Origin of the sequence: Klebsiella michiganensis (genome assembly GCA_000963575.1) — a bacterium.
GTDB lineage: Bacteria > Pseudomonadota > Gammaproteobacteria > Enterobacterales > Enterobacteriaceae > Cedecea > Cedecea michiganensis_A.
This window is the reverse complement of record CP011077.1, coordinates 2,628,971-2,641,154: the sequence shown is the minus strand read 5'-3', so window position 1 is coordinate 2,641,154 and position 12,184 is coordinate 2,628,971. Positions and strand designations below refer to the sequence as shown.

Annotated in this window: 16 protein-coding genes; 9 read left to right on the top strand and 7 right to left on the bottom strand. The window is 45.1% G+C overall.

The window, feature by feature from the left end:
• Positions 1–299 precede the first annotated feature (299 nt).
• The 4 genes from VW41_12340 (at position 300) to VW41_12325 (ending at position 2,693) form a co-directional block, all read left to right on the top strand.
• Complete coding sequence (locus VW41_12340) at positions 300–806, top strand: hypothetical protein (protein ID AJZ89768.1); 507 nt, start codon at positions 300–302, stop codon at positions 804–806.
• Between the two features lie 310 nt (positions 807–1,116).
• A complete protein-coding gene (locus VW41_12335; GenBank protein ID AJZ89767.1) occupies positions 1,117–1,485 on the top strand; it encodes a hypothetical protein in 369 nt (122 codons plus the stop codon).
• Between the two features lie 393 nt (positions 1,486–1,878).
• Entirely contained in the window at positions 1,879–2,376 is a 498-nt protein-coding gene (locus VW41_12330; GenBank protein AJZ89766.1) for a hypothetical protein, read from the top strand.
• Complete coding sequence (locus VW41_12325) at positions 2,376–2,693, top strand: hypothetical protein (protein AJZ89765.1); 318 nt, start codon at positions 2,376–2,378, stop codon at positions 2,691–2,693. The genes VW41_12330 and VW41_12325 overlap by 1 nt, the downstream gene beginning before the upstream one ends.
• Before the next feature lie 44 nt (positions 2,694–2,737).
• On the opposite strand, the gene VW41_12320 is transcribed toward VW41_12325, so the two are convergent.
• Complete coding sequence (locus tag VW41_12320) at positions 2,738–2,962, bottom strand: hypothetical protein (protein ID AJZ91950.1); 225 nt, start codon at positions 2,960–2,962, stop codon at positions 2,738–2,740.
• Positions 2,963–3,378: 416 nt separating this feature from the next.
• On the opposite strand from VW41_12320, the gene VW41_12315 reads away from it, so the two are divergent.
• The 4 genes from VW41_12315 to VW41_12300 all read left to right on the top strand — a co-directional run bounded on the left by VW41_12315 (position 3,379) and on the right by VW41_12300 (position 6,611).
• Positions 3,379–3,639 (top strand): hypothetical protein, encoded by a 261-nt coding sequence (locus VW41_12315; protein ID AJZ89764.1) that lies wholly within the window; start codon positions 3,379–3,381, stop codon positions 3,637–3,639.
• 1,137 nt (positions 3,640–4,776) lie between these two features.
• Positions 4,777–5,259 carry a hypothetical protein gene (locus VW41_12310; protein ID AJZ89763.1) on the top strand — a complete coding sequence of 161 codons (483 nt, stop codon included), beginning with the start codon at positions 4,777–4,779 and terminating at the stop codon, positions 5,257–5,259.
• 618 nt (positions 5,260–5,877) lie between these two features.
• Positions 5,878–6,177, top strand: coding sequence for a hypothetical protein (locus VW41_12305; GenBank protein AJZ89762.1), 300 nt, complete (start codon positions 5,878–5,880; stop codon positions 6,175–6,177).
• Positions 6,178–6,311: 134 nt separating this feature from the next.
• Entirely contained in the window at positions 6,312–6,611 is a 300-nt protein-coding gene (locus VW41_12300; GenBank protein ID AJZ89761.1) for a hypothetical protein, read from the top strand.
• A 689-nt stretch (positions 6,612–7,300) separates the two neighbouring features.
• Here the strand turns inward: VW41_12300 and VW41_12295 are convergent.
• The 5 genes from VW41_12295 to VW41_12275 all read right to left on the bottom strand — a co-directional run bounded on the left by VW41_12295 (position 7,301) and on the right by VW41_12275 (position 10,164).
• Positions 7,301–7,843 carry an RNA 2'-phosphotransferase gene (locus VW41_12295; GenBank protein ID AJZ89760.1) on the bottom strand — a complete coding sequence of 181 codons (543 nt, stop codon included), beginning with the start codon at positions 7,841–7,843 and terminating at the stop codon, positions 7,301–7,303.
• A gap of 147 nt (positions 7,844–7,990) precedes the next feature.
• Positions 7,991–8,386, bottom strand: coding sequence for an acyl-CoA esterase (locus tag VW41_12290; protein AJZ89759.1), 396 nt, complete (start codon positions 8,384–8,386; stop codon positions 7,991–7,993).
• A complete protein-coding gene (locus VW41_12285; protein ID AJZ89758.1) occupies positions 8,386–8,922 on the bottom strand; it encodes an intracellular septation protein A in 537 nt (178 codons plus the stop codon). Before VW41_12285 ends, VW41_12290 begins: the two co-directional genes overlap by 1 nt.
• Positions 8,923–8,981: 59 nt before the next feature.
• On the bottom strand, positions 8,982–9,725 hold the full coding sequence (locus VW41_12280) for a hypothetical protein (GenBank protein AJZ89757.1): 744 nt from the start codon (positions 9,723–9,725) through the stop codon (positions 8,982–8,984).
• Between the two features lie 28 nt (positions 9,726–9,753).
• Complete coding sequence (locus VW41_12275; GenBank protein AJZ89756.1) at positions 9,754–10,164, bottom strand: ferredoxin; 411 nt, start codon at positions 10,162–10,164, stop codon at positions 9,754–9,756.
• 285 nt (positions 10,165–10,449) lie between these two features.
• On the opposite strand from VW41_12275, the gene VW41_12270 reads away from it, so the two are divergent.
• The gene (locus tag VW41_12270; GenBank protein AJZ89755.1) at positions 10,450–11,082 is read left to right on the top strand and encodes a membrane protein; all 633 of its coding nucleotides are present in this window, start codon (positions 10,450–10,452) and stop codon (positions 11,080–11,082) included.
• A gap of 54 nt (positions 11,083–11,136) precedes the next feature.
• Here the strand turns inward: VW41_12270 and VW41_12265 are convergent, their stop codons facing one another.
• Entirely contained in the window at positions 11,137–11,961 is an 825-nt protein-coding gene (locus tag VW41_12265) for an alpha/beta hydrolase (GenBank protein ID AJZ91949.1), read from the bottom strand.
• Positions 11,962–12,184 lie beyond the last annotated feature (223 nt).

Sequence of the window (12,184 nt, the reverse complement as noted above, 5' to 3'; positions counted from 1 at the left end):
GCGGGAGCTACTTTAGGTGCAGGATTGTGGTTAAAAGATAAGTTGTATGACCTCCGTAAAAGATCATAGTGGTTTAACATTCGAGTAACTCCATACATGATAGTAAGATGGCATCTCTGTTTGGCCCTAATGAAAACCCGGCGCGGCCGGGTTTCTTTTAAGCGTCAATCTATCTGAGGTATCGCGCTAGGCTTGCCTTCTTTGTTTACGGCGATATAGATAAATATTGACGCTGATAAATAATATTTTCCAGGCAGCAACTTAAGGCGTGTGGCCCGCTAGCCGCGGCTGCCTGAGGTATGAGTTCGGCAGTGATGGGCGACAGCCTGGCGATGGCGTTTTACGGCAAAAAAGCCGAAGCGCTGGAGGGCAAAGAGAGGGACTTCATCAGCAACCTTGCTACCGCTATAGGCGCAGTGGCAGGCGGTAGCGTGGGTGGCGATACGTTCTCAGCCGCTAGCGGTGCAAATGCTGCCCGGGTTGAGATTGAGAATAACTCACTGAGCGGTGACAAGACTCGTGAATCTGTTAAGAAAAGTGCAAAAGTCTGGAAAGATCTCGTCAGAGATAAACTAGGTGAAGGCCCGTTGTCAGCAATGGTTAACAGTGTGATTAATGCAGCTGCAGATACTGGTGACACAGCATTGGCGACTACTGACTATGGTCCTGATGCTGCTATGGCGCTTACAGCCTGTGCTGTGAGGGACAACTACTGTGATAAAGCTCTAAGCGATCAGCGAAGAAAATTGATAACCTTGCATCTCAATTTAATAATCCGGCCATACATCCAAAAGATTTTCAGTTAAACATTAATGGGAAAACGATGGTTACGGATCCAGAGCTAAGTTTAGGTGCGCCTGTATTTAAGGGGGCCACTGATGCTGATGTCATGACTTACTTTAAACAGCTTACAGGATCAGAAAATATGCCTTCGGTTAAGGTTGTTCCCGGAAAAGGTAATCTGTACTCAGTAAAAATTACAGAAGGACCTTCTGCTGGTAGTACTGTAACATTGAGAGATTTTTCAACATCAGCGCAACAGACAGGTGCTAAATGGACTATAGATTTGATGACCCCATCGATAAATGGCAGAAGAAGGGTGGAGGTTAAATTTAAATAATGAAAGATATTAATGAAATATGTTCATTGGTTATTAAAAGTTCTTATGGCCTGTCAATGGGAACTATATGGCAGCATATCAGTGTTGAATGTGCTGAGATTTCTGATAATTACGCCTTCAGAAAGAAAGTGTTTTTTTGTATATTGACCAGACTATTAACTGAGAAAAAAATAAAATTAGCGGTGAATGGTGTTTTTTTATCGGGCTCTGTTGAGCAACAAGTATTGATGATACAAGCAGCTTGGCCACCATACCCATGCGAAGAGGAAGATGATGATTTAGATGAGTATGGTATGTGGTTTTTGGTTAAAGCTCCTGCCGGAGTGGTATGGTTATCATCCGATGGTAAAGAGTTATGGACCTAAAATAATGTCTATCCCGCCCACAGCTGGCGGGATTTTTTTTGCCTGTCAGATTACCTACGGAGTTATTGCAATCATTGCCTCGGCAGCTAGTCGTCAATCTCCGAGCGCAAACTTGAACAGCAGACAGCCTCTGTAGCATAGTGATAAAAAAACCGGCATTGCCGTGTTTCTCTTAAGCGCTAGTCCGTCTGAGGTATCGTGCGAGGCTGCCTTCTTTATCCATGGCAACATAGATAAATATCGCCTCGGTGGCTTTATTGCGCTGGCCGATCGGCCCGGAAAAAGCCAACACCTTCTGAGATTGAACGTTTTTTTGATAGGGGGCGTGGTTATGTTCATCAAACTTGAACTTGTCCTAATAGTCTCGGTGATGACCTCATACGCGGTGGTGGTATGGGCGGTGGCACCGCAGGCGGTGCGGCAGATGCGGGCCTTGGGGTTATTATTGGTGAAATGCTTGGTGGTGGTGACAATAAGCAAAGCCAACCAAATGTAGGCAAGGACCTGTCGGATGATGACAAAGCCGAATACGGTGGCGCGGGTTCAGGAACGCCAGGTGGCTGGGGGCCAGAAGATGAGGGGAATGCGCGGAGCCAGCAATCAGCTGAAATAGCGAAGAAAGATGTTGAGAAGTTGGGATATGATACCAAAAAAGTATCCCATATATTTGCAGATAAGCATCAAGTCAGTAGCCTTATAAAAGAGTTTGGTTCTCAGGAAGCAGCTTTAAAAGAAATGCATAATGCAGCTCAACCTTTGGCTAGAAATTCGGGTTCTTATCAAACAGGGAGTTGGGTAACAGTACGTGTTGGTAACAGCAATGTAAGTGTCAAGGACATTGCTGTTAATGGTGAATTCAGAATATCAACAGCGCCTTTGAGGCCGTTCTAATGCAGTTATTGGATGAAGAATATTTCGCGTTGACCTTTGCACTCGGTGAAGAATTGGTTTTTCAATTGGATAGTGCTGAGGTTTTAGAAAGGAATAGAACGGGTGTTGGATTTTTTACCACGGTACAGCTCAACCAGCCTTTCTCTAAAATAAATAAAGAAAAACGCTATTGGGAACGTAATTTTGAGCATAAAAAACTACCATATGGTGGTTGTTTTATGGTTAGTCTGGTTACATCAAATCAGTTGGAAATTGAAGCAGTTGCATTTGAAGGCTCCTGGCCAGAACCTTATGAAAGAGATGAATTTATTGGTTAGATGATAATCCCAACTTCATGCGGTTGGGATATTCACGTTAAGTCTTAGTTCTTACCCCGCTTCAGGCAATCATAGCGGGGCGATTCCCGCCTGATAACCGGGATATCGCCGGTGTCGTTCAACGCCCCAGGGAAGCTTTTTATCCACTGCTGCATCTTCTTCTTGTTGAAATGTGTGACGCTTAACCCCTCAGCACAGCCCCAAAGTTCGCGGCTGTTCTGGGCGGTTATCACAATGCAGTCCGGCATTACCCGGATTTTTATCGGCATCCCCGGCGTAAACCCGGCCAGTGAAATCCACGCACCCTGAAGCGGCAGATAGTCGTACCGCACCCGGTCGTAAAACTCAATGCGGGAAGGTGGGGCCGCTGGCAAGCACTTATCTGGTTTATTGCGTAACGAATCGCAGTATTTAGCCTAACCCTAAGTACTGGCTCCTCTGCAGTCAGTAGCATGCAACTTAACGTTACGCGCGACATAGAGCCAGTTTCCCTTCTGCGTGAAAGCGTGGTGGGTTTCGCTGGATCATAGGCATTAGCCTCAGCTACGGTAGCCTGTCGTCAACCTCTGAGTGTAAAATTGGGCATTAGACTGTCTCAGGCAGTAAGCTGAACGCGGGCGTGATATCCATATCAAATCCACTGGCGGAGATAGTTACAGGCACTCCTGATGCTGATGGTGTATCAATGGGTTATATTTCTGTAAAAGATCCTGCGACAGGACAGTGGATACCAAAAAAGGCTGTAACGACCTTCTTCCTTGAGCAATGGTCAAAACGTCAAGCCGCTCAGGAAATTGAAAGGGCGTTTAAAAACTCGTCGCCATACTCTTTTAACGCAGATAAATGGCAAGGTATCTCTTCTTCTGGCATTAAGATAGAAGGTTACTATGGGAAACCAGATGGAACCGGAGCAACCGCTTGGCCTGTTTACGCTAAAGGGAAGTAGAATGTACAGTAAAAAGCTATATTTAAGATGGAGTGACTTCCATAATCATTTTGTTCCTACTGCACTGGAGGATGATGAAAACATTAGGCATACACCGAGACAAGGATACGGAGTATGTGCAATTGCAGGATGGCTATCCTCAGATCTATCTTGGGGGGTAAATTCACTAGATATATGGGTAAAAAATCTAACTGATCTTGCTTCAGGTAAAGAAAATGATGGTAATTTTGGGATAGGGAATGCCTATTGTGTAATGGTTACTCAAGATAAGGTATTTATTGGATGTGAATATTCTGAACACCTACAGATTCTTTTAACGATTGAACAAACATTATACATGCTGGAACAGTATCGTGCTTTTTTAGAAGGTATTTATACCAAAGAATATCCTCCGGAACCGATAGATGTAGAATATCTATCCGAAGGTAAGTATGCAGTCTTACAATATGAATCTTTAGAAGGTGCTTATTGTTTACCATATTAGCCTCGTTATCCCGAAAACCATCGCTGGGTGGACATGAACTGCTCTAGGATCTCGGGGGCGACGTTAGATTCCTCGTCGGTATTGATGTTGTGAACCCAAGTGACACGATCAATCAAGATACATTTTTGGGACACCATCATAATTGAGAAAAATATCAAATCTATAAACCAAGGGAATGTTTGCTGGGGACTTCCAGGAGTCAGTTGAAGGGGGATAATATTCTGGAGATTCCTTCTTAAGCTAAACCTATATCTCAATGAGTACTTAGTTCAGCTAAAAAAGCTAATGTAATGACCCGTAATACTAACGGGGAAGTATATAAATGAATAAGAATGTTTTTACTATAAATCATGGTTTAGAGCAAAGAAAAAACCAATCGACTTATGGGATGAAAAGAAAGCCCTCAAAAAACACAAGGTAGGTGAGCCTTACACTGTGCTGATTGGTTCTGATACGAATCCATCATGTTTTATTAATGTAACGCAGAATGCTGGATGGGTCAGTGTGAGCTTTCTGGATAAAGAGCTCAGAGAGTATCTTTTGTATAGCTTCAACATATTGAATGATAATGATATTTTCTTATCAACCCTGTCTGATTTACATGGCGGTAGTGCCTGGACGTCGCTGGATAAAAATAGGAACATGTCAAGAAAGTGAGTAAGTTACAAAAAATATTAAATGATATAGATTTTGATGACCAGGGTTCGATGATTGAACTGTTTTTTGAAATTAGTGTCTCTCACTTCACTCATTATTTGTCTGGAGATGAGTATCTTGCGGAAGAAATAGTCAGCTTTGCTGATGTAGGAGACGATCCTGTGAAAGTAAGGCAGTTCATAAATATAGAAAAGAAGTTTTTAGCTTTATACTCTAATTTGTATGAGGAATCTTGTGGTCATGTTTCTTTAATATCAGATGGTGTTGTTCATGAAGAGGTTGAATTTCCAATTTATTCTATGGCAATATCATCAGCCATGAGAGAAAATCCTCTGTGTAATTTTTATTTTCATGACATAGGTTTATATGCCATGGTCGGTTATGATTTAACTCATTCACTTTATTTATTTAAAAGTGAATTTACGCATCTCACTTCAATAAAATCCATGATAAAAAAGTCAGGATTACATATTCTTTAATGGCGATGGTGCGATATCGTTCGTAAATTTTTTTCAGGGTTAATTTTTATATAAATAATAAGCGATGCTCTTCTTTTTTATCTGTATATATCTATGAGTTTTAATTATAGTGTTCATTTATAGATGATTTTTAAGTTTCCTTGTTATATTGATAATGCTCTGAATAATGGAGTTGCTAGGTTTCTCTTAAGTGAAAATCTATCTGAGGTATGGCACGAGCTCTGTATTCTTTGCTCACGGGTACGTAGATAAAAATGGCCTTAGTGGTTTTTTGCAGTTCTGCAAATTATGTCGAATTTTGGTGTAAAAAAATAACAGAACTTTATCCTGAAAGGAGGTTAATTCCTTTTGCTAATTGGCGATACTCAGGTGATATCGTTTGTTTTGATGGTGCGGATACATCTGGAGAACCAACAGTTTATTATGTTCACGCATTTGCCTCAGTTGGCTGGGAAGGCAGAGGATACGCAGATACGTTTGATGAATGGTTGAAAGTGGCTTATTATGAGTCTGCCCTTTATAAAGATGAAGGCAGAGGGCAAGGAGTAATTATTTAATGCTCAAGTTTTATCGCGAGAGTAGAATAGACAAAAAACGAATGAATAAGATTATAAAAAAATGACAAAATCACAATGGAAATTCAGCGATTTGCCAAATACGGCTGTTATTGTTAATAGAAAAATTGTTTATGAGAAAGAGTGGATCGCATATGTATCGCATGATAACGATGATGGAGCATGGCAGTTTCATACTAACCAACCAGGAGTTGCGTTCGAAAAAGATGCTATTTTAGTCAGCCTGAAGGCTATTGTCTGTCTTGACCCAACAATTACTCTCCTTGCAGACCTTCCACTCGGATGGCATGCATGGCGTCATTCTAAAAATGAACCCTGGATAAAGGAAATGATAGCTAAATGATATTTATCACTGACTTATTGTGTAATCAAATAATATAATGAAGTGTCTTCAGTGAATAATGCTGTGGGAAGTAATCTTGCATTACAGATGACAATTATGGTGGTTTTACGCTATGTGCAGCCGGGTAATAAAAAATGAAACAAATTGAACGAGTAAAAGAGTGGCTTAAAAACAGGTGTTCAATTTACTTTTTCTTACCCAATGGCTCTTATGGACGTCCATTCGATAACCAATATTATGTTGACGAAATTAAAGAACTTGAAGACGGGTTTATCATCCAGTTTACGGATGGTTTAGCACTCAGATTCAAAGGTGAGGTGACGGTATTTGAGGTTGAAGATAAATTAATTCTTGAGGATTTTATAACATGCGAATTGGAGTGTGGGGGGGTAATCCAGTCCAGATTCGGTTATGGTCATGTCTCGCTTTGCTAGGTAAGATTTTCACTCTCTGGCTTATGATGTATTACAAGGTTATATAAGAGATATTCCTGGTGGACGAGTTGGAAAACTATCTCCTGGCAGGGCCGTAATTGTGTATAAAAGCAGTGCAGATGGAATACTACTAACGAAAATTCAATTAGTTAGGAACGGAATTAAATTTATACCCGATGGGTAATCTATATGATTGAGAAATTGATGAGGATTGACGGTGGTTTTACACTAAAAAAAGCCGGTTAGAGAACATCAGATATGCATCGGGGGCGCTTGAGATAATTTTTACACTGGAAGGAGCGAGTAAGATTAAAGTTGAGTTTGATTGGATTCACTCATTCAGGCTTCCTGATGAAAGTGACCTATTAAAAATGCAGGTAGAGCATAATGGGGAAATGTTGACGGGTATTTATACCGTAAATGCATCCATGTATTTAAAATGGTTTACAGAACAAAGTGTTGGTGTACATGAGGGTGAGTCAATAACTCACTGCTTAATTGTGACCTCAGGGGATGTTATTGATATTTTGTCCTCTGTCAGTCCTTTGATATCAGATTGTGAGTGAAGCGGGCCCCGGTCAAGTTGTTTTGATTTTTAGCAGACACTCAGCCAGGACGCGGGTCTATTTACAATGGCGCTTCTCGAGTCTGCCCGTTATAAAGCTGAGAAGGCTGAGGTCCATGAATAACTATTCCTGAATAAATTGATATGGGACCGATTCAGTAAGCCAGACGCCATTGTCCGCCTGAAAAAATGTAAAGCCTAGTGCATGCATGCTCAAGGATTTCACTTGAAGAACCACAGGTCTACCATGGCGTTGTCCCACCTGAATTGCAGTTTCTTCATCAGGGGAAAGATGTACATACTGGCGTGACATGGGGGCTAACCCATGTTCTCGTATCTCTGGCATAAAGCGTGTCGCCGTACCATGGTATAACAGGGATGGCGGTATTTTTTCTTTATAATTGATATTTACCTGTGGGGTAGAATGTCCCTGGGCGGCCCGAATGCACAGTCCATTATCTGAAATTGTAAAGCGTTTTTTTTCACTGGTATCTACAATATTTTGAATGATTTCATGATCCAGAAAGAAACCTTCTTTGGCTGAACAAGAAATAATATCGTCTATAGCAGCCCAACCTTCGGTATTCAGCGTTAAGCCAACTGACTCGGGTTTATGACGCAATATATAACTTAAAAATTTACTGATATCTGTGTTTTTAGCGCTCATTATTTTTCTCTTCAACCACCTTCTCTGGTGGAATGTTTGCAGTTCTTCAGAACAAGAATCGTTCCTAAGTTCAACCTCGAGTGATGATGCCTGACTGAGGAATAATAGGGAATAAAAAACCCGGCATTGCCGGGCTTCTCTTAAGCATTAATCTATCTGAGGTATCGCGCGAGGCTTGCCTTCTTTGTCCACGGCGACATAGATAAATATCGCCTCGGTGGCTTTGTAGCGCTGGCCGATAGGCTCGGAAGAGACCTTTTTCACCCAGACTTCCACATTGATGGTGATGGACGTTGTCCCGCGCTTAACGCAGCGGGCGTAGCAGCACACCACGTCGCCTACCGCCACCGGCTTCAGGAAGGTCATGCCGTCCACGCGCACGGTCACGACGCGGCCATGGGCGATTTCTTTGGCCTGAATGGCGCCGCCCATGTCCATCTGCGACATCAGCCAGCCGCCAAAAATATCGCCGTTGGCGTTGGTGTCCGCTGGCATAGCCAGGGTGCGCAGCACTAATTCACCTTGCGGTAATTCGTTCGGCATTACTGCTCTTCCTTTGGCATATGACGGTAGATGTAGACGCCGCTCAGCAGGGTAAAGACCAGCGTGATGGCGGTCAGCCCGAAGACTTTAAAGTTAATCCAGATGCTTTCCGGTAGCCAGAACGCCACGTAAATATTCAATAAACCACAGGCGATAAAGAACAGCGCCCAGGCGATATTCAGGCGGAACCACACTTCGGTTGGCAAGGTGATTTCTTTACCCAGCATGCTTTGAATCAGCAGCTTGTTCATGCCGAACTGCATCACCAGCAGCGCCGCGGCGAACAGGCCGTAAATCAGCGTGACTTTCCACTTAATGAATTCGGCATTGTGGAAGTAAATCGTCAGCCCGCCAAACACGGCAACCATCACGAAGGTCACCAGCGTGGTTTTTTCCAGCTTGCGGTATTTAACCCAGCTGTAAACCAGCGCGAGGGCGGTGGCGATGATCAGCGCCCAGGTGCCGACAAAAATGTCGTACATCTTGTAGAAGGCAAAGAAGACAATCAGGGGCAGGAAGTCGAGAAACTGCTTCATAATCTGTTCCGTAAAGAGGTGACTCCTGACTATAACGCGCGGTCAGGAGTCGGGGAAGGTTATTGACGTATCAACATGTACAGGCGGAATAAGTAGATAAGCAGCACGGCAGAAATCAGGTTGCTTATGGTATTCGCAATCACGGCTCCTGCTTCCGGCGATAGCGCGGCAAAGCTTGAGGCCAGCAGTAGTAACGCCGTTTTGGCCGCCAGCCAGGCGACGACCGCAGGGGCGACAAGGCGCATGTTCGCCCACACCAGGCGCAGGCTGCTGCGCATAGAGCGGAAAATCCCGATTTTATCCTGCACCAGCATCACCGGGGCAAGCGACAGCAGGATAGCCAGCAGCACGCCAGGCACAACCACAAGCATGATGCCGATTTGCACCAACAATGTGGTCAGGAAGATCAGAATGAACATTTTTGGCAGCACCGGCGCGGAGGCACCAATCGCCCGCAGGGCGCTAACGCGCTGACCTGCAGAAACGATTTGCATCAGCACCATCATGCTAGCCGCCAGAATGGCGTTGCCAATCAGGCCCGAAAACGTGGAAGCCGCAGACGCTTTCAGTAACACTTGCTGTTGTTCCAGCGACATATTCTGCACTAAATCAAACAGCCCGACGCTGCCCGCCAGGTTATCTCCCTCACTCAGAATCGCCATTTGTTCTTCGCTGGGCGAGAACGCACGGCCAATAATCACAGAAATTAAGGCGCAAAGTAACGCAATCAGCAATATAGTAACAAACTGATTACGCAAAAAATTCCCCGTGTCACGGTATACGGAACCTGCCGTGATAGACATGCACTCTCCTTGATGTTGCTAGCGGTTATCAATCTGGGGGTAATTGTACCCTGGATGAGCCTGCCGTGGCACCACAAACACTTTCTATAAGCGGTTGAATAGCGTCAGTTCCGTGCAGTGGCACCAGGCCATAGTGGGCGCGCGCCCGGCTGCAGGCATCGTTGGTGATGCCGTCTTCCCCGGACATAGCAAACTCCCTACACGGGGAAGGGCGATTCTCATAAATGCTACAGCTGACCCGCTGGCCAGGCTCACCCTCCAGCGCAACGCAGCGGCTATTACGCTGGTTTGTGCCGCTCATGCAGCGCAGAAAAGGGGTAACCGGTTCGGTTAAGTGCGAAGGAACCAGGCCGCCGGCGTCGTCGGCTTCAGCCCAGTAGAAAGAGACACGAAAGTAAGCACAACAGGCACCACAAGTCATACAAGGGTTATCGCTCATCTTGCACCTGCCACTTCTGATTTCACATTCCAACGGTTGAGAAGAACATCCAAATTAGCCGGGACAGGGCCTTTTGCAAGCGGCGGATGGGGAAGAATTTTCAGGATGTGATTATTCACAAATTTGATCTGGTTTCGGTTTGTTGTTTTTCACAGCGCCACCAAAAATTAATCCAGATCATTGAATGTTAAATTAGAGGGCAAAGTGTGATCGGTGTTAGATCACTTTGTACTTCTTTCTGAGTATATTCAGCCCGCAGTTAAAAACCATAACAAGGGAAGGGCTATGAAAAAACTCACTCTGGCATTACTGGCGATGGGGTGTCTGTCCGGTGCGGCGTCGGCGCATCAGGCGGGTGAATTCTTTATGCGCGCGGGTACCGCGACGGTTCGACCCACCGCGGGTTCGGATGACGTGCTCAAAATGGGTGGCTTTAAAGTTGATAACAATACGCAACTGGGGCTGACCTTCGACTACATGGTCACCGATAACATCGGGATTGAGCTGCTGGCGGCCACGCCGTTCCGTCACAAAGTAGGGCTTGGGCCAACCGGTGACCTGGCAACCGTGCATCAATTACCGCCCACGCTGATGGCGCAGTGGTACTTTGGCGATGCGGGCAGCAAAGTGCGGCCATATGTTGGCGTCGGGGTGAACTACACCACCTTCTTTGACGCAAGTTTCAATGACACCGGCAAAAGCGCGGGCCTGAGCGATCTGAAAGTGAAAGATTCCTGGGGCGCGGCGGGTCAGGTCGGGCTGGACTATCTGGTTAACGACGACTGGCTGCTGAACATGTCCGTCTGGTATATGGACATCGACACCACGGTGAAATTTAAATCCGGGGAAGACCAGCAGAGTATTAAGACGCGTATCGATCCGTGGGTGTTTATGTTCTCCGCAGGTTACCGCTTCTAATATGAAGGGAAAACTGGCCTTTACGGCCAGTTTTCTTGCGTGACTTAAAGAACGTCAGTTATCAAGGAAGTTAACAATGGCATCATTAAACTCTTTAGGCGCCTGAATAAAGGCAAAGTGGCTGCTGTTTGGCAGAATGAGCAGACCAGCCCCCGGAATGGTTTTGGCAATATATTCAAGGTGCTCACGGGCAATCGCTTCGTCATGGTCTCCGTCAACTATCAGGACCGGCGTGTTAATTTTCTGCAGGTCAGCATCACTCCAGTTTGGCTGTGAGGCCCACATGTGGCTTATCTGCTCGACGAAAGCGTCATACTCTGTTGGTGTTTTAGACAATTTTTTATATTCATCTCCCGCCCGTTTGATATAAGCCCCGAAGACAGGATCGTTCTCAACGCCAGGCTTTACACCGCTGGTTTTGGTGTTAGGCGCGAAGGAGAAGACTTTGTTGACGCGGTCCGGATGGCGTATTGCCATGTCAATGCCGATGATCCCGCCGTCGCTCCAGCCGACGATATCCGCTTTTTTCAACTTTAAATGATCCATCAGCGCAACGATGTCATCGGTCATTAAATCGTAGCCGTATTCCTGACTGTTGCGGGTACTGCGTCCGTGTCCCCGGCTGTCGACGATAATAACCTGGTGGTTCCTTGCTAATACGGGGATTTGTTTCCCCCAATAGTCAGAGTTAGCGAGGCCGCCGTGAACAAAAATAACCGGTGAGCCATGGCCAAGGATTCCGTAATAGAGCTTAATGCCATTGACCTCGGCATAGCCCGATTTTATGCCGGCGACAGGCGCAGGTGTCTCAGGTAAGTGCTGCCAGCGCGATTCCCAGCTGATGTGATTTGGTGTTTGTGACGCCTGAACATCTGGCAAGAGGCCACCAGTGAAGGAGAGCAGTCCAGCGAGTAATACGCTTGTTTTCTTCATCTTTTCTACCATCTTAGGTTCTGAGTTGTGGGAGTGACTTCAGTTGCCCCGCGTCTGAGCGCGAATTGCATTTCCGAAGCGGTGAGAGAGTAGAGGTAAATTACTCCATAAATCTTCATCAAAAATTCACATTTTTGTGATTTGCAAAGGCGGGAAATGGCAAAAGGGC